The organism is Achromobacter sp. AONIH1, from assembly GCF_002902905.1.
GTDB lineage: Bacteria > Pseudomonadota > Gammaproteobacteria > Burkholderiales > Burkholderiaceae_B > Achromobacter.
In genome coordinates this window covers 2,535,352-2,552,434 of the sequence record NZ_CP026124.1, presented here as the reverse complement: position 1 = coordinate 2,552,434, position 17,083 = coordinate 2,535,352, and the positions used below count along the sequence as shown (strand labels likewise).

The 17,083-nt window shown below is 66.2% G+C and carries 18 protein-coding genes; 8 read left to right on the top strand and 10 right to left on the bottom strand.

Annotated features, from left to right (window positions below):
* Positions 1-10: 10 nt before the first annotated feature.
* The 5 genes from C2U31_RS11690 to C2U31_RS11670 all read right to left on the bottom strand — a co-directional run bounded on the left by C2U31_RS11690 (position 11) and on the right by C2U31_RS11670 (position 5,325).
* Positions 11-1,228: a threonine ammonia-lyase gene (locus C2U31_RS11690; RefSeq protein WP_103276343.1), complete on the bottom strand. Its 1,218-nt coding sequence runs from the start codon at positions 1,226-1,228 to the stop codon at positions 11-13.
* A gap of 79 nt (positions 1,229-1,307) precedes the next feature.
* Positions 1,308-2,045 (bottom strand): hypothetical protein, encoded by a 738-nt coding sequence (locus tag C2U31_RS11685; RefSeq protein WP_369869771.1) that lies wholly within the window; start codon positions 2,043-2,045, stop codon positions 1,308-1,310.
* Between the two features lie 145 nt (positions 2,046-2,190).
* Complete coding sequence (locus tag C2U31_RS11680; protein WP_158658350.1) at positions 2,191-3,396, bottom strand: porin; 1,206 nt, start codon at positions 3,394-3,396, stop codon at positions 2,191-2,193.
* Positions 3,397-3,547: 151 nt separating this feature from the next.
* A complete protein-coding gene (locus C2U31_RS11675) occupies positions 3,548-5,047 on the bottom strand; it encodes a sodium:solute symporter (protein WP_103272936.1) in 1,500 nt (499 codons plus the stop codon).
* Positions 5,044-5,325 carry a DUF3311 domain-containing protein gene (locus C2U31_RS11670; protein ID WP_103272935.1) on the bottom strand — a complete coding sequence of 94 codons (282 nt, stop codon included), beginning with the start codon at positions 5,323-5,325 and terminating at the stop codon, positions 5,044-5,046. The genes C2U31_RS11675 and C2U31_RS11670 overlap by 4 nt, the downstream gene beginning before the upstream one ends.
* Positions 5,326-5,558: 233 nt before the next feature.
* Between C2U31_RS11670 and C2U31_RS11665 the strand changes: the two genes are divergently transcribed.
* The 7 genes from C2U31_RS11665 to C2U31_RS11635 all read left to right on the top strand — a co-directional run bounded on the left by C2U31_RS11665 (position 5,559) and on the right by C2U31_RS11635 (position 11,044).
* The gene (locus tag C2U31_RS11665) at positions 5,559-6,095 is read left to right on the top strand and encodes a helix-turn-helix domain-containing protein (RefSeq protein WP_103272934.1); all 537 of its coding nucleotides are present in this window, start codon (positions 5,559-5,561) and stop codon (positions 6,093-6,095) included.
* An 81-nt stretch (positions 6,096-6,176) separates the two neighbouring features.
* A complete protein-coding gene (locus tag C2U31_RS11660; protein WP_103272933.1) occupies positions 6,177-6,674 on the top strand; it encodes a VOC family protein in 498 nt (165 codons plus the stop codon).
* Positions 6,675-6,717: 43 nt separating this feature from the next.
* Positions 6,718-7,122, top strand: a complete 405-nt coding sequence (locus tag C2U31_RS11655) for a RidA family protein (protein WP_103272932.1) — start codon at positions 6,718-6,720, stop codon at positions 7,120-7,122.
* Positions 7,123-7,137: 15 nt separating this feature from the next.
* Entirely contained in the window at positions 7,138-8,076 is a 939-nt protein-coding gene (locus C2U31_RS11650) for a dihydrodipicolinate synthase family protein (RefSeq protein WP_103272931.1), read from the top strand.
* Entirely contained in the window at positions 8,076-9,278 is a 1,203-nt protein-coding gene (locus C2U31_RS11645; protein ID WP_103272930.1) for an FAD-binding oxidoreductase, read from the top strand. Before C2U31_RS11650 ends, C2U31_RS11645 begins: the two co-directional genes overlap by 1 nt.
* Positions 9,271-9,567 carry a (2Fe-2S)-binding protein gene (locus C2U31_RS11640; RefSeq protein ID WP_103272929.1) on the top strand — a complete coding sequence of 99 codons (297 nt, stop codon included), beginning with the start codon at positions 9,271-9,273 and terminating at the stop codon, positions 9,565-9,567. The genes C2U31_RS11645 and C2U31_RS11640 overlap by 8 nt, the downstream gene beginning before the upstream one ends.
* Entirely contained in the window at positions 9,557-11,044 is a 1,488-nt protein-coding gene (locus C2U31_RS11635) for an FAD-dependent oxidoreductase (RefSeq protein ID WP_103272928.1), read from the top strand. Before C2U31_RS11640 ends, C2U31_RS11635 begins: the two co-directional genes overlap by 11 nt.
* Before the next feature lie 113 nt (positions 11,045-11,157).
* Here C2U31_RS11635 and pnp read toward each other — a convergent pair whose 3' ends face one another.
* Positions 11,158-13,314, bottom strand: coding sequence for a polyribonucleotide nucleotidyltransferase (gene pnp / locus C2U31_RS11630; protein ID WP_103272927.1), 2,157 nt, complete (start codon positions 13,312-13,314; stop codon positions 11,158-11,160).
* A gap of 90 nt (positions 13,315-13,404) precedes the next feature.
* Positions 13,405-13,674 (bottom strand): 30S ribosomal protein S15, encoded by a 270-nt coding sequence (rpsO, locus tag C2U31_RS11625; protein WP_012248532.1) that lies wholly within the window; start codon positions 13,672-13,674, stop codon positions 13,405-13,407.
* A gap of 272 nt (positions 13,675-13,946) precedes the next feature.
* On the opposite strand from rpsO, the gene C2U31_RS11620 reads away from it, so the two are divergent.
* A complete protein-coding gene (locus C2U31_RS11620; RefSeq protein ID WP_103272926.1) occupies positions 13,947-14,465 on the top strand; it encodes a hypothetical protein in 519 nt (172 codons plus the stop codon).
* Positions 14,466-14,528: 63 nt separating this feature from the next.
* On the opposite strand, the gene pssA is transcribed toward C2U31_RS11620, so the two are convergent.
* The 3 genes from pssA to ilvN all read right to left on the bottom strand — a co-directional run bounded on the left by pssA (position 14,529) and on the right by ilvN (position 17,076).
* On the bottom strand, positions 14,529-15,302 hold the full coding sequence (pssA, locus tag C2U31_RS11615) for a CDP-diacylglycerol--serine O-phosphatidyltransferase (RefSeq protein WP_103272925.1): 774 nt from the start codon (positions 15,300-15,302) through the stop codon (positions 14,529-14,531).
* Positions 15,303-15,495: 193 nt separating this feature from the next.
* Complete coding sequence (gene ilvC, locus C2U31_RS11610) at positions 15,496-16,512, bottom strand: ketol-acid reductoisomerase (protein WP_103272924.1); 1,017 nt, start codon at positions 16,510-16,512, stop codon at positions 15,496-15,498.
* 72 nt (positions 16,513-16,584) lie between these two features.
* Complete coding sequence (ilvN, locus tag C2U31_RS11605) at positions 16,585-17,076, bottom strand: acetolactate synthase small subunit (protein WP_103272923.1); 492 nt, start codon at positions 17,074-17,076, stop codon at positions 16,585-16,587.
* Positions 17,077-17,083 lie beyond the last annotated feature (7 nt).

Below are 17,083 nucleotides of genomic sequence, written 5' to 3'. Positions count from 1 at the left end.
TCGGCCGGCTTCAGTGGTCGTGGTTGCTGGCGGCGAAGCCTGCGTTGTTGAGCACCTCGATCACTTCCTGGATGTGATCGTGGCCCCGGGTCTGCAGCACGAAGTCCACTTCCACGTTGCGCACCGGCAGCGAGGTGAAGGCGCGCTGGTGGTGGACCTCGGTGATGTTGGCCTGGGCGTCGGCGATGAGCTTGGTGGCATGCGCCAGCGCGCCCGGCAGGTCGCGCAGGTCGACGCGGATGCGCGCCAGCCGGCCGGCGCGCACCATGCCGCGCTCGATCAGCTCGCCCAGCATCAGCGGGTCGATGTTGCCGCCGGTGAGCACCAGGCCGATGCGCTTGCCCCTGTAGCGATCGCTGCCCTCTTCCTGGGCGCGCAGCAGCGCGGCCAGGCCGGCCGCGCCGGCGCCTTCGACCACGGATTTCTCGATCTCCAGCAGCACCACGATGGCGTGCTCGATATCGCTCTCGCTGACCAGCTCGATGCGGTCGACCAGCCGGCCGGCAACCTCGCGCGTGATATCGCCGGGCGATTTCACGGCGATGCCCTCGGCGATGGTGTACGGCCCCTGCGGCATGGTCACGCCCTTGAGCGCGGCGTACATGGACGGGAAGCGCTCGGTCTGCACGCCCACGATCTCGATGCCGGGCTTGAGCGCCTTGGCCGCGGTGGCGATGCCCGAGATCAGGCCGCCGCCGCCGATGGCCACGACCAGCGTGTCCAGCTGCGGCTGGTCTTCCAGCATCTCCAGTCCCACCGTGCCCTGCCCCGCGATGACGGCCTCGTCGTCGTAGGGGTGGATCATGATCAGCCCGCGCTCCTGCGCCAGCTCGTAGCCGCGCGCCTTGGCATCGTCGAAGGTGTCGCCGGCCAGCACCACCTCGGCGCCGAAGCGGCGCGTGTTGGCGACCTTGACGGTGGGCGTGAAGCGCGGCATGACGATCACCGCCGGCACGCCCATGCGCTGCGCATGGTAGGCCACGCCCTGCGCGTGGTTGCCGGCGGACACGGCGATCACGCCCTTGGCGCGCTCGGCCTCGGACAGCGTCAGCATGCGGTTGAGCGCGCCGCGCTCCTTGAAGCTGGCGGTGAACTGCAGGTTCTCGAATTTCAGCCAGATCTCGGCCCCGAAGATGTCGGACAGCGTGCGCGACAGCGTGAACGGGGTCTTGAGCACCTGGCCGCGCAGGTTCTCGCGGGCGGTCTGGATGGAGGCGATGTCAATCACGGTGAACGGTCCTGTGGGCGCCTGCGTGGCGGTTGTCCTGTGGAACGCGGACGGCATCGAGAGGACTGCGCGCCGCGCCCTACCGCACCGGCAGGAAATTGAACAGCAGCAAGCCCTGCGCGTAGTTGATCCCGATGCGCCTGGAGTTTTCGCCCAGCAGGTTGGCGATCAGGTCCAGCCGGCCGATGATGGCGCCGAACTCGCGCTCGAAGCTGAGATTCGTGGCGTTCTGCGACATCTCGTTGGCCAGCAGCAAGGGCTCGCCCTGGCTGTTATGGCGCGACGCCAGCAGCCAGGCGGCGGCCTCGACGTTCCGAGCGGCATTGTAGACCCGCTGGCCGTCCAGCGCGTCGGACACGTACAGCCGGGTCTTGCCGTTGTGGGCGGCGATGATGGTGTCGGCCAGGCCGTAGATGAAGGCGGCGACACGGTCGCCCGAATAGTTGGGGTCCAGCGAGACGGCCAGGATCTGGATGTCGCGCAGGCCGGACAGGCCGGGCGGCGGGCGGCGCTCCTCGATGGCGCGCTTGACCCGCGCCACGGCGGCGGGCTGGTCGGCGGCGTCGGTCTTGCGCCATTCGCGGGGATTGCGGCGGTAGAGCTTGTCCAGCAGGACGTAGAGGCTGGCGAGGTTGTCGCGGACCTCGAGCGTGACCGTGCGATTGAAATCGGTCTGGCCGAACTGGTCCGCCGACATGCTTTCGCTGCGGGGACCCTTGCCGTCAGGCGGCGGACTGCCGGCGCAGCCGGCCAACAGCGCGGAAAACGCCACCGACATCAGCGCCGCGATGCTGGCGGCCATCAGTCGTTCCGTCATGCCCAGACCATCCGTTTCCCCCCGAATCCCGCGTCCGGACGCCTGGCTCGCAACGCGCCGCGTCCTGTCCTGTGCGCTGAACTTTACCGTAAGAAGCGCGAGGATGGGAACCGTAGCGATCGCCTCCGAGCCAGGGACGGGGGCATCAGAAGCGATGGGTGATGCCCATCGTCATCAGCGTCTGCCGACTGGAGTCCGAACTCATGCCCACCCCCGCGATTTCGGCTTGCGCGGCGCGCCCGATCACGGCGCCGGCGGCGCCGCGCAGCGGCGCGATGCCATCGCCCGCCGCCTTCTGGAAGATAAACACGCCATACAACTCCGTTCTTTTCGACAGCGAGTAGCTGGCGCCCAGGTTGATCTGATGAAACTTGGGCCGCAGGCCTTGATAGTCCGCCTTGCCGATGTTGTAAATGTAGGCCGCGCCGACAGACAGCGCGGAATTCAGCCGATAACTCGTCATCAACTCGTAGCTGTCCATCGTGAAGTCGCCGCCGCTGCCGGCTCCGGGAAAACCATTCACCACGAAATAGCGGCTGTTGCGCAGCAGGGTGTGGGCATAGGTGAATCCGATGGTCGCCGCCCCCACCGTGTAGGACGCTCCCGCCCCGATCACCTTCATCGCATCGGCATCCTGCAGGCCGACATACTGCCCCAGGGAGCCGACGTAGTTGCCGTTGGACTCATACACGCCGCCCGTGCCATTGGCGCGCGTCGCCGGCGGATGAATATCCAGGTAACCGATCGCCATGGAGAGCGGTCCGCTCGTATAGGCCGTTGCCAGCGCCCAGGAGCGATTGGCCGCGTAGTTGCCGAACTGCCCGCCGAAGCTGTACATGCCATGCATGCGCAGGCCGCCGAACTCCGGACTCACGTATTTGACGGCGTCATTGATGCGGATGGATTGATTCAGATTGTTCAGATCGCCGAAATGCGATCCATAGCCCGTCGCGAAATTGTTGCTCGACGGGAACATGCCGACCGTATCCGACAACGAATCGTACTGCCGCCCCAGCGTCAGCGTGCCATAGCGCTGATTGGCAAGGCCGACATAGGCCTGCCGGCCGAACATCAGGCCGCCCTGGCCGGACTTGCCATTCTGAAGATTGAAACCGCTTTCCAGCACGAACAGACTGGACAGGCCATCGCCCAGACTTTCCCTGCCCCGCAGCCCCCAGCGGTTGCAGCCCTGCGGACCGCAGCCGTCGGTCCGGACCGAACTGCCGCCCGCGCCATTGCTGATGTATGTCATTCCTGAATTCACCATCCCGTAAAGCTGGACGTTGTTTTCGTCGGCGGCAGCCTGCCTGGCACAGACGAGGAACAGCAGGAACAAGCCAATGTTCTTCATGGAAAATTCTCGAGCACAAATCATGGAAATCTCTCTAGCACTAGGTTTTCAGGGACGCAGCCGCCCCCACCAGGCAATGGCTGCCCGGACAACAGGAGCAACGGCGTATTCATGCTTCGGGAGGCGAACGCATCCCGAGGGCTTTACCGGGTCAGGTTGTTTGATTTCCGGCGCGGACTCGGGGCGACGTTGAATGAATGCCGATGGCCACCGCGGACGGTCGCGGCATCGGCGTCAGAAGACTCACGGCTATCAGGACCAGCGCATTGATGGCCATGGCGATCAATCCCGGCTCCCATTCGGGCACGGCGCGGGACCAATAGCTGGACGCGAACGGCGCCAGCAAGGCGACGAAACCCGCCACCAGCCCGGCCAGCACGCCGTATGCCGTCGCGCGCCGCCACAGGAATCCCAAGAACACCGGCGGCGCCAGCATGCCGATCGCCGCGTAGGCATTGAGCAGGATGCGCACCAGGGAGCTGCCGTCGGATATGGACAGGAACGCCGCCAGCGCGGCAAAGCACACCAGCGCCGCGCGCGACAGGCGCAGGGAAGCCGCTTCCGACAGGGCCCCGCAGATCGGCTGCGCGATATTGCGCGTGAAAATCGTGCCGGCCGACAGCAGCAACAGGGAGCCGGGCACCAGCGCCAACAGGAACCCCGTTCCGGCCACCAAGCCGATCACCCACGCCGGATAGGACGTGGCGACGAATTGCAGCAGCGCCGCGTTGAGATTGTTGTCGGGCGGCTGCACGCCCGCGAGCAGCGCGGCGAAGCCCAGCAGGATGATGAAGAAATACGCCAGCGAGTACAGCGGCTGCCACACGGCGTTGCGCCTGATGGCGGTGGCGCTTTGCGCCGAATAGCACATCTGGAACAGGTGCGGAAACACCCAATTGCCCAATGCGATGTTCACGGCGGAAGTCATGAGCCAGACGGACGTGGTCGGCGAGGCGGGATCCTTGCCCGGAAAGGCGCCGATGCCCGGGTAGGCCTGGTCGGCCATGTGGAAGATGTCCAGCAGGGACGCCGCGCCGACCTTGCCCGCCACGGTGGCGCTGAGCACGACCACGACCACGATCATCAGCACATCCTTGACGCCGGCGGCGAAGGCCGCCGAACGCAGGCCGGCGATGAAGACGAAGGCGATCATGAGCGCCGCGGCGATGAGCGTGGCGGCGACCGTGGACAGGTCCGAGCCCAGCGTGAGGCGAACGATGAGCCCCAGGCTGATGAGCTGGATCTGCACGTAGATCACCAGCGAGGCAATGCCGATCACGCCCGTCAGCACACCCAGCCAGGGCGCCTCGTAGCGCGCGGCGAAGTAGTCCGCCTGCGTCACGAAGCCTTCCTGGCGGCCCGCGCGCCAGATCCTGGGCATGAGCCAGTAACCGACCGCGTAGCTCAACGACACCGAACAGAAAGCCAGATAGGCAGGCGCGCCAAGCGCCCAGGCATAGCCTGAGATGCCGAGCACCGCGAAGGTCGTGTATACCTCGCCCGCGTTCATGAACCAGAAGATCAGCGTGCCCAGGCTGCGTCCGCCCACGGCCCATTCAGTCAGCGTGTTCTCGCCGCGCGCGCGCCGGCCGTAGCCCAGCGCCCCCGCGAGCGTCGCCAACAGGATGGCGCAAACAATAGCGAGCGTCATGAGTGTCCCCTTTCCTGCCCCGCCGTCGCGGCGAGAAGGCCCGCCTCCTCATCCCCGAGTCCGGCGCGCTGGTCGAGATGGAACACCAGCCCGATCACCAGGCTCGCGTACACGATGCCGGCCATTTGCCAGGCCATGGGAAAGGGCAGGCCCAGGGGCTGGTACCCGATGTCGTTCACCAGGGGCGCCAACGCCGCCTGCCAGATGAAGGGCGTCACTAACAGCCAGCGATACCAATGGCGCGGAGCATGGCCGGCCGTGGAGGTCGAATTTGTCATGAAGGTCTCACGTAAAGTGAAGCTATACAAACGTCGCGATCTTTGTGCAGTCAAACTGCACGAAAGTCTAATCTGAGAACACCAAACCCTGGCATAGGTGTTTTCGATAGGGTTTTAATTTCTGAAAAAGAGAGATCGACAACGTTGTATATGTAAAATTCAAGTGCACAACCCATGAAGTTTTTGTACATTAGTAGTGCACAAACATCCCATGATCCACGGAAACAAGCAGCATGATTGGTGAACGCCTGAAGGAACTTCGAACCGCGAGAAACCTGTCGCTACGCGACCTGGCGGCCCAGGCCGGGGTATCCGCCACCCTGCTCAGCCAGGTCGAACGCTCGGTCACGGACCCCAGTCTGGAAACAGTCCGCCGGCTGGCGGCCGTCTTCGGCGAATCGATCACATCGCTATTCGCCGAGCCCAACGCCCCGGCCGTCTGGATCAGCCGGCCGGGCAATCGCTCGAAGCTGACCGCGCCGGCCGGGCGGGTCAGCTATGAGCGACTCACCGCGGGCCAGAGCGACCTGGAAGTGCTGCGGGCCGTCCTGGCGCCCGGCCAGGTGTCCGCCGACGAGCCTCGCGGGCATCCGTCCACCGAGTGTGTCTACGTGATCCAGGGGGAATTGGTGGCGCAGATCGCGGGCGTCGACCATCTGGTCAAGAGCGGCGAGAGCATCTCCTTCGACGCGCGGCTCGCGCACCGCTACCGCAACGACTCATCCGGGACGGTGGAGATCATCCTGTCCATCACGCCGCCCAGTCCCTGAGTCCCCCCTCCCCGCGCCAGCGCCGCCAGTGCGGGACAAACGCAACCGTGTTCATCCTTTACCCTGTCCTGGAGCAACGCCGTGCAGACCAACCCCTTGGGCATACTCCGCCTCGATCACGTATCCTGGACCGTCAGGGAACTGGAGCCCGTCGTCGCCTTCTATGAGCGCGTGTTCGGCGCCACCGTGCAGTACCGGCTCGGTCCGGTTGACAGCGCGGCGCTGCCTCGCGCGCAGGACGGGCGCGACTGGACCGACGCTCATCTTGGCGTCGAAGGCGCCAGGCTCGAGCTTGCGATGCTGGCGCTGCCGGGCGGCGCCAGGATAGAGATCTTTGCCTATGACCAGCCCGCCAGCCACGCCACCCGACCCGCGCCCAGCCATCAGATCGGCAGCTATCACCTCGGCATAGAGGTGCAGGACCTGGAGGCGGCCGCGCAGATCCTGCAAGACAACGGCTGCCCCCTGTTCGACCGCATCGCGTTTTCCGAAGGCCCCACGGCCGGCTCGCGATTCCAGCGCTTTCTCGACCCCTGGCAGAACATCTTCGAGCTTTCCGTCCATACCCGGCCCAATTGAAACGCGGCCATCCACGCCCGCATGCCTTCCGGAGATCCCTCTCGTGACACGCCACGCCATCAACCCTGAATCGCTATACCCCAGCCTGCCGTTCGGCTTTTCCCATGCCACCGAGCACACGGGCACGCGCAGCCTGCACCTGGCCGGGCAGGTCGCCTGGGACAAGGACCGGAATCTGGTGGGCGCCGGCGATGTCGCGGCGCAGGCCCGCCAGGCCCTGGAAAACCTGCGCCAGGTCCTAGCCGAGGCCGGCGCGACGCCGGCGGACGTGCTGCGGCTGCGCACCTATGTCGTCAACCACAGGCCCGAGCTGCTCGAACCGATATGCGCGCAGATCAGCGCCTTCTATGGCGACGCGCTGCCGGGCGCCAACACTTTCATCGGCGTACAGGCGCTGGCCCTGCCGGAGTTCCTGATCGAAATCGAAGCCGACGCGGCGCTGAAGTGACACGGAGCGCTTGCCATGGATCGCAATGACATCGCCTGGACAGGCTACATTCCCGCCATCACGACGCCGTTCACCCGCGAGGGAAACCTGGATTGGCCCGCGCTGGCGCAGCAACTCGAGTGGTACGTGCAGGAGCGCATGCATGGCGTGATCCTGGCCGGCACCTCGGGCGAGTGGTTCAGCCTGAACGAAGCCGAGCGCGCGCAACTCTTCGCCGAGTCAGGCCGCAATATCGGCGGACGCATCACCGTCCTGGGCGGATGCAACGCCTACACCGCCGCGGAGGCCATCCGCCATGCGCGCGCCGCGCAACGCGCGGGGCTGGACGGCATCATCCTCACCCCGCCCCCTTACATCGTGCCCAGCCGCAGGGAACTGGTTCAGTTCTACCAGGACGTCTCCGACGCGACAGACATCCCCATCTGCATCTACAACTGGCCGCGCGGCTGCGTGGTGGACATGGACGTGGAGCTGCTGGAGGAACTGTCCGACATCGACCATGTCGTCGCCATCAAGAATTCCACGCCGGACTTCGGCATGTTCCTGCAAGGCGCATATCGGCTGCGCCACAAGGTCCGCTACTTCAACATGCCCACCTCGGCGCTGGGCGCCGATCTGGCGGCGTTGGGCGTCGGCGACGGCCTGATGGGCGCCGGCGGCGTGCTGGGCGCCGATCATCCGGACTTCTGGCGCCGGATCGCCGCCGGCGACAAGGCCGGCGCGGTCACGCTGGGCGAGCGCGACCGCGTCATCATGAAAGCCTGGTTCAACAAGGACTTCGCCGGCAACTTCGGCAGCGCCCAGGCCATCCTCAAGACAGCGCTGCGCCTGCGCGGCGTTCCGGCCGGCCATGTGCGGCGTCCGCTGCTGGACTTGAGCGCGGCTGAAATCGAGCGGGTGCGCGCCACGCTCGAAGGTCTCGGCATCGAGACCAGGCCCCTGGACCCCGCCTGATGGATACGTCCCGGCCCGTCGCCGGCGCGCACGCATCGCCCGCTGTCCTGGTCATCGGCGGCGGCCTGCTCGGCTGCGCCATCAGCTATTACCTGGCGCGCGCCGGCGTGGACGTGATGCTGGTCGAAAAGCGCCAGCTCAACAGCCAGGCCTCGGGACGCAATGCCGGCAGCCTGCACTTCCAGCTTGAGTACCGCATGATCGAGCATGGGCTGGACAGCGCGCGCAAGGCGGCCGAAGCCCTGCCGCTGCATCTGCATGCCCAGCATGCATGGAGCGATCTGGCGACCGAGCTGCAGGAAGATCTTGGCGTGATCCAGCACGGCGGCCTGATGGTCGCCGAGACGGCCGAACAAGTGACGCTCCTGGAGCAGAAGAGCGCGCTGGAACGCGAAGCGGGCCTGGAAGTCGAGATGCTGGACCGCGACGCGTTGCGGACCCTGGCGCCTTACCTGGGCCCGTCCATCCTGGCCGCCGCGTTCTGTCCCGGGGAAGGCAAGGCCGATCCCAGGCGCTGCACGCTGGCGTTCGCCAGGGCCGCGACGCGACGCGGCGCCTGCATCCGCAGCGGCGTCCGCGTGCAATCCCTGCGGCGCAACGGCCACGGATGGCGCGTCGGCATCGACGACGGCGCATCGATCCAGGCCGGCGCCGTCGTGCTGGCCGCGGGCATCTGGTCCGGCCGTATCGCGCAGATGGCCGGCGTGACGCTTCCCGTCAGCGCGGTGGGGCTGACGATGGCGGCGACCGCAAGAACCGCGCCCTTCATCAAGCATCTGGTTCAACACGCGGGACGCCGACTGTCGATGAAGCAAACCCAGGAAGGCAACGTGCTCATCGGCGGCGGCTGGCCAGCGGCGCTCGCTCAGACCGACGGCGTCATCGACCTGGAGAGTCAGCCCGAATTGCTGCTGCCGTCCCTGGCGGGCAGCATGAACGCCGCCGCGGCGGTCGCGCCCGACGTCGGCAAGCTGCAGGTCCTGCGGGCCTGGACGGGCGCCACCGCGCTGGTGGCCGACCAATTGCCCTTGATCGGCGCGGTCCCCAAAGCGGCCGGGCTATTCATCGCCACCGGCGGATCGGCCTTCACGCTCGGTCCCACCTACGCTCAAATCCTGGCCGACGACATCCTCAACCACCCCAGGATGTTCGATACCACGCCCTATGACCCCGGAAGATTCGGGAGCCTGACCTTTGCCTAACGCCACGCTTCGACTGCGGGATGGAGTCTCCAGGCCCGCTCCGATCACCATCCATATCAATGACGCACCGTCACAGGCCTACCCTGGAGAATCGGTCGCCACCGCGCTGCTGGCGGCCGGCGTCTCGGTTTTCCGTCGCTCTCACGGCCAGGCCGCCCATGCGCCGGTCTGCAACATGGGAGTCTGTTTCGAATGCCTGGTCACGATCGACGGACGGCAGGCCATACGCGGCTGCATGACGCAAGTGAAGGAAGGCATGCGCATAGAGGTACCCACCCATGAGGCCTGAAGCACTCGCCAGCGCCCCAGGCCGGCAAAGCGCGGGCTTTGACCTCATCATCATCGGCGCGGGCCCGGCCGGCGTATCGGCGGCGCTGACCGCCGCCGAACAAGGCCTGCGCGTGGTGGTCATCGATGAACAGCACGACCTCGGCGGCCAGATATTCAGACAGCCCCCGGCCGCGTTCCAAGGCCCGCCAAACAGCGCTTTTGAAAGCAATCCCTTCGGCAAGCCGATGCTCGACGCCGCCCGCCGGTCGAGCCAGGTGCAGTGGCGGTTCGGCACGACGGCCTGGGGAGTGTTTCGCACGACGGCGCATCCCGGCGTCCGGGTCGCCATCAGCCGCGACGACGGCGCCGCCTTGATCGACGGCGCCGCCCTGCTCATCGCCACCGGCGCCTATGACCTGCCGGTCGCCTTCCCGGGCTGGACGCTGCCGGGCGTGATGTCGGCCGGCGGCGTCCAGACCTTGATGAAGAGCCAGTTCCTGCGTCCCGGCCAGCGCTTCGTCCTGGCCGGCTCTCATCCCTTGCTGCTGCTGGTGGCCGATCTGCTGCTCAAGTCCGGCGCACAGGTGGCCGAAGTCGCCTTCGCCCGCCCGGCGCCAGGACTCGCCGACATGCTGTCGCACTGGCGCGCCCTGCCCGGACATTTCGCGCCGCTGAAAGAGGCCGCCCGCGCGCTGCTGAACCTGCGGCGCCAGCGCGTGTCGATACGCTTCGGCACGCTGATCACGCGCGCCGAGGGAGAGCAACAGGTGCAGCGCGTCACGCTGAGCCGCGTCACGCCAATGTGGGAACCCGTGGCGGGCAGCGAAAGATCGCTCGAGGCCGACACGCTGGTTGTCGGCTATGGCTTGCTGGCCTCCTCCGAGCTGGCCCGCCAGGCCGGTTGCGCCATGCAATGGAAGCCGGCCGAAGGCGGCTGGACCGTCGTGCATGATGAGCAGATGCGCACGAGCCAATCGCGCATTTTCGTGGCCGGCGAACCCGCCGGCGTCGGCGGCGCCGAACTGGCCGCGATCGAAGGCCGCATCGCCGCCTTGCAGGCCACGCTGGACCTGCGCGGCCCAGGCTCCGCTTCCCTGACCTCGCGCTTGCGCCAGGCACAGCGCGCCAGGCAACGCGCGCTGCATTTCAGCCACGCCGTGCAGCGGTTCTTCGAACCTCGCCTGGACGCGCTGGCCCGATTGGCGACGCCGGATACGACCCTTTGCCGCTGCGAGGAAGTCACGGCCGGCGCCATACACGCATTCCTGGCCGACAATCCGCACGCCTGCGACGTCAACAGCGTCAAGCTGGCCTGCCGCAGCGGAATGGGGTATTGCCAGGGGCGCTATTGCCAGCATGGCGTGGCGCAGCTGCTGGCGCAGACGCGCGGCAAGGACGTGGCGGAGCTGGGCGCATTCACGGCGCGGGCGCCCGTCAAGCCGGTAACGGTGGCGGCGCTGCGACAGCTGGACCCGTCAACGGACGAAACCCCATAAAAAACCCGGATCCGGTGTAATACCGGATCCGGGTTTTCGGCCCCGCGCCTCTGACGACTCAAGGATCTGATGTCGGTTCAGCGCGGCGCCATGCTCCAGCGTATGCGTAAGCCTTATTCGGGCTGCGCCTCGGCTTGCGGAGCGGCTTCGGCAGCGGCCTGCTGCTGCTCGATGCCACCGATGGCCTTGATGGACAGGCGCAGGCGGCCCTTGTCGTCGGCCTCGATGACCTTGACGCGGACTTGCTGGCCGACCTTCAGCACATCGTTGATGTTGGCGATGCGGTAGTTGGCGATCTCCGAGATGTGCAGCAGGCCGTCGCGGCCCGGCAGCACCTGGACGATGGCGCCGAAGTCCAGCAGGCGCAGCACGGCGCCTTCATAGACCTGGCCCACTTCCACGTCGGCGGTCAGCTCGACGATGCGGCGCTGGGCTTCCTTGGCCTGCGCTTCGTCGACGCTGGCGATCACGATCGTGCCGTCGTCGGAGATGTCGATCTGCGTGCCGGTCTCTTCGGTCAGCGCGCGGATGGTGGCGCCGCCCTTGCCGATCACGTCGCGGATCTTCTCGGGGTTGATCTTGATGGTCAGCATGCGCGGAGCGAAAGCCGACAGCTCGCCGCGCGAACCGTCCAGCGCTTCCTTCATCTTGCCCAGGATGTGCAGGCGGCCTTCGCGGGCCTGGGCCAGCGCCACCTGCATGATTTCCTTGGTGATGCCCTGGATCTTGATGTCCATCTGCAGGGCCGTGACGCCGTTCTCGGTGCCCGCGACCTTGAAGTCCATGTCGCCCAGATGATCTTCATCGCCCAGGATGTCGGTCAGCACGGCGAACTTGCCGCCGTCCAGGATCAGGCCCATCGCCACGCCGGCGACGTGGTCCTTGACCGGCACGCCGGCGTCCATCATGGCCAGCGAACCGCCGCAGACCGAAGCCATCGACGAGGAGCCGTTGGACTCGGTGATTTCCGAGACGAGGCGGATGGTGTACTGGAAGTCTTCCGGGGCCGGCAGCAGCGGGATCAGCGCGCGCTTGGCCAGGCGGCCGTGGCCGATTTCGCGGCGCTTGGGCACGCCGATGCGACCGGTTTCGCCGGTGGCGAACGGAGGCATGTTGTAGTGCATCATGAAGCGGTCGCGGTACTCGCCCATGAGCGCGTCGATGATCTGCTCGTCCTGCTTGGTGCCCAGCGTGGCCACGACCAGCGCCTGGGTTTCGCCGCGGGTGAACAGGGCGCTGCCGTGAGCGCGCGGCAGCACGCCCAGGCGCACGCTGATCGGGCGCACGGTGCGGGTGTCGCGGCCGTCGATGCGCGGCTCGCCGTTCAGGATCTGGCCGCGCACGATGGCGGATTCCAGCGAGAACAGGATGTTGTCGACGGTGACGGCGTCAGGCGCCGGCTCGCCCTTCTCGGCGGCGGCGGCGTTCAGCGTGGCCGACACGTTGGCGTAGACTTCGCGCAGCTGCGTCGTGCGGGCCTGCTTTTCGCGGACCTGGTAGGCGGCGTTCAGGCCGGGCTGGGCGGCGGCGGTGACGGCGGCGATCAGGGCCTCGTCCTTCGCCGGAGCCTGCCAGTCCCACTCGGGCTTGCCGGCGTCCTTGACCAGGTCATGGATGGCGTTGATGACGGCCTGCATCTGCTGGTGGCCGTAGACCACGCCGCCGAGCATGACTTCCTCGGACAGCTGGTCGGCTTCCGATTCCACCATCAGCACGGCGTTCTCGGTGCCGGCGACCACCAGGTCCAGCTTGGAGGACTTCAGCTGCGAGGCGGTCGGGTTGATGGCGTACTGGCCATCGATGTAGCCCACGCGCGCGGCGCCGATCGGGCCGTTGAACGGGATGCCCGAGATGGCCAGCGCGGCCGAGGCGCCGATCATGGCGGCGATGTCGGGGTCGATTTCAGGGTTGACCGACAGCGTGTGGATGACCACCTGGACTTCGTTGTAGAAGTCTTCGGGGAACAGCGGACGCAGGGGACGGTCGATCAGGCGGGAGGTCAGCGTTTCCTTTTCGGACGGCTTGCCTTCGCGCTTGAAGAAGCCGCCCGGGATGCGGCCGGCGGCGTAGGTTTTCTCGATGTAGTCGACGGTCAGCGGGAAGAAGGTCTGACCCGGCTTGGCCTTCTTGGAGGCCACGACGGTCGCCAGGACCACGGTGTCCTCGATCGACACCACGACGGCGCCGGAGGCCTGGCGAGCGATCTCGCCGGTTTCCAGGACGACCGTGTGCTGGCCGTACTGGAACGATTTAGTCACTTTATTGAACATGACGGTTATTCCTTACAAATGAAAAACCGTGGCCGCCGCGACAAGAGTCGCACCGGCCACGGTTGCGTCATGGGGAGCCAGCCCCGTCGATCACTTGCGCAGACCGAGTTTTTCGATCAGAGCGCGGTACGAATCGGGATTGCGGCCCTTGAGGTAGTCGAGCAGCTTGCGGCGGCGGCTGACCATACGCAGCAGACCACGGCGCGAGTGATGGTCCTTCATGTGTTCCTTGAAGTGACCAGTCAGTTCGTTGATACGGGCGGTGAGCAGAGCCACCTGAACTTCGGGGGAACCGGTGTCGCCTTGAGCGCGTTGGAATTGCGCAACGATATCGGCTTTCTTGATGTCAGCAACAGACATTTATGACCTCTTCGGACATGCGACAGGGCCGAGGCGCCCTGACGTGGTTGGGAAAAAAATCGCGGACCGGATTGGCGTATTCGCTTTCTCACTGCTGCCTGCAGAGGCTGGTGGAACCTGGCTCTTGGCCTGGCCCGCCGCCGCTGCCGCCGGCGCGATTCGGCATCATGCGAAACGGATGCCTGGATAAAGCCCGACGATTATAGCTGATTCGATAGAATTGCCCTACTGGCGCCCCAGGGGCGCCCTTCCGCCTTCGAGGGGAGCAAAATATGACACTTCATTACAAAACGGCCCGCATCGCCCTGGCGGCGGGCGCCCTGCTGGCCCTGTCGGCCTGCGCCAACCTGGCCCAGGTCGCGCCTGGCACGCCGCTGGCCGACGTGCAGGCCCAGTTCGGCCGGCCCAACTTCGAATGCCCGCAGGCCAACGGCGGCCGGCGTGTCATCTGGACGCAGCAGCCCATGGGCCAGTACGCCTGGGGCGCCAATGTCGGCGCCGACGGCCGGGTGGACAAGGTGCTGCCGCTGCTGACCGACCCGCACTTCAAAGTGCTGGAGACCGGAACCTGGAGTCCGGACCGGGTGCGCTGCGAATTCGGCCCGCCGGCCAGGATCGATGAAGCAGGCCTGGGCGAGAAGCGCGAAGTGGTCTGGTCCTATCGCTACAAGGAAAACAGCGTCTGGAATTCGCTGATGTACGTGTACATGGGCCGCGACGGTTCGGGCGTGACGCATTTCCATCCCGGGCCGGATCCGATGTACGACGAAGACAGGTTCATGTGGCGCTGAATGCCTCGGCCATGAAAAAACCCGCCCAACGGCGGGTTTTTCAATTGCATCCCAGCAATGATGTCACGACCCCTGCCCGCGCCGTTCCTGCTGCAAGCGACGCGCGCGGTTCCAGCGCAGCGCCCAGATGATCCAGCCCGACAGGCCGTACAGCACGAACAGGCCGAACAGCACCACCGGAGGATCGCTGGAGACGAACACGAACACGGCCACCACCAGCAGGATGCCCCAGAACGGCACGCTGCGGCCCAGGGCGAAGCTCTTGCCGCTGAAGAACGGCGCGTTCGACACCATCGAGATGCCGGCGTACATGGTCACGGTGAATGCGACCCAGGCCATCACGCTGTCATGGATGGGCAGCTTGTTGTCCACGGCCAGCCAGACGAAACCGGCCACCAGCGCGGCGGCGGCGGGGCTGGGCAGGCCCTGGAAGTAGCGCTTGTCGACCACGGCGATATTGGTGTTGAAGCGCGCCAGCCGCAGCGCGGCCCCCGCCACGTAGACGAACGCGGCCAGCCAGCCCCAGCGACCCAGGTCGTTCAGAATCCATTCGTACATGACCAGCGCCGGCGCCACGCCGAACGAGGTCATGTCGGACAGCGAGTCGTACTGCTCGCCGAAGGCGGACTGGGTATTGGTCAGGCGCGCCACGCGACCGTCCATGCCGTCCAGCACCATGGCCACGAAAATGGCGATGGCGGCGACCTCGAAGCGGTTGTTCATGGCCTGCACGACGGCGTAGAAGCCCGCGAACAGGGCCGCGGTGGTGAACGCGTTGGGCAGCAGGTAGATGCTGCGATGGCGGTTCTCGGAATCGCGCATGGAGAAATTGGGCATGGTCTGGAAAACTTGCGGCGGACAGATCGAAAGGTTAACCCATCTGGCCCCGCTTGCGGGCCGGACGGCCTTACGCGCCGGCGCGGCGCGGGGCGTGCTACGCCTGCGGGGAAAAGAAAAGCGGCATGCCCTCGCAGGCATGCCGCCGTGACGCAGCCTGGGGCGCCGGGCAGGCCCGGCGCCCTGGCGGGCATCAGTTCTTGGACTTGTCCACCAGCTTGTTGGCGGCGATCCAGGGCATCATGGCGCGCAGCTTGCCGCCCACCTGCTCGATCTGCGATTCCGCGTTGATGCGGCGGCGCGAGGTCAGCGTCGGGGCGCCGGCGGCGTTTTCCAGGATGAAGCGCTTGGCGTACTCGCCGTTCTGGATGTCCGTCAGGCACTGGCGCATGGCGGCGCGGGTGTCGTCCGTGACGATCTTCGGGCCGGTCTCGTATTCGCCGAATTCGGCGTTGTTCGAGATCGAGTAGTTCATGTTGGCGATGCCACCTTCGTAGATCAGGTCGACGATCAGCTTCAGCTCGTGCAGGCACTCGAAGTAGGCCATTTCGGGCGCGTAGCCGGCTTCCACCAGCGTATCGAAGCCGGCCTTGATCAGTTCGACGGTACCGCCGCACAGCACGGCCTGTTCGCCGAACAGGTCGGTTTCGGTTTCTTCGCGGAAGTTGGTCTCGATGATGCCGGCGCGGCCGCCGCCGTTGGCGCTGGCGTAGGACAGGGCCACGTCGCGCGCGGCGCCGGACTTGTCCTGGTACACGGCCACCAGGTGCGGCACGCCGCCGCCCTGCTTGTAGGTGTTGCGCACGGTGTGGCCCGGGGCCTTCGGCGCGATCATGATGACGTCGATGTCTTCGCGCGGCACGACCTGGCCGTAGTGCACGTTGAAGCCGTGGGCGAAGGCCAGCGCGGCGCCGGCCTTGATGTTGGCGTGCACTTCCTTGTTGTAGACCGAGGCGATGTTCTCGTCGGGCAGCAGCATCATGACGATGTCGGCGGACTTGACGGCGTCGGCGACTTCCTTGACGTCCAGGCCGGCGCTGGCGGCCTTGTTCCACGAGGCGCCGCCCTTGCGCAGGCCGACGACGACCTTCACGCCCGAGTCATGCAGGTTCTGCGCGTGCGCGTGGCCTTGCGAGCCGTAGCCGATGATGGCAACGGTCTTGCCTTTGACGAGGGAGAGATCGCAGTCTTTGTCGTAGAAAACTTTCATGTTGTGCTCCAGATTCCAGTATGTGGATATTCGATTGATTCAGTTGCAGGGTGCGGCCGGGAAATCCCGGCCTCAGATCTTCAAGATCCGTTCGCCGCGGCCGATGCCGGACACGCCGGTGCGCACGGTTTCCAGGATGGCGCTGCGGTCCAGGGCCTCGAGGAAGGCCTGTACCTTTTCCTGCACCCCGGTGAGTTCGATGGTGTAGGACTTGTCGGTCACGTCGATGATGCGGCCGCGGAAGATGTCGGCCATGCGCTTCATTTCCTCGCGTTCCTTGCCCACCGCCCGCACCTTGACCAGCATCAGCTCGCGCTCGATGTGCGAGCCTTCGGTCAGGTCGACCACCTTCACCACGTCCACCAGGCGGTTCAGGTGCTTGGTGATCTGCTCGATGATTTCATCCGAGCCGGTGGTGACGATGGTCATGCGCGACAGCGTGGCGTCCTCGGTCGGCGCGACGGTCAGCGTCTCGATGTTGTAGCCCCGCGCGGAGAACAGCCCCACCACGCGCGACAGCGCGCCGGGCTCGTTCTCGAGGAGGACGGAAATCACATGCTTCATGGTGGCC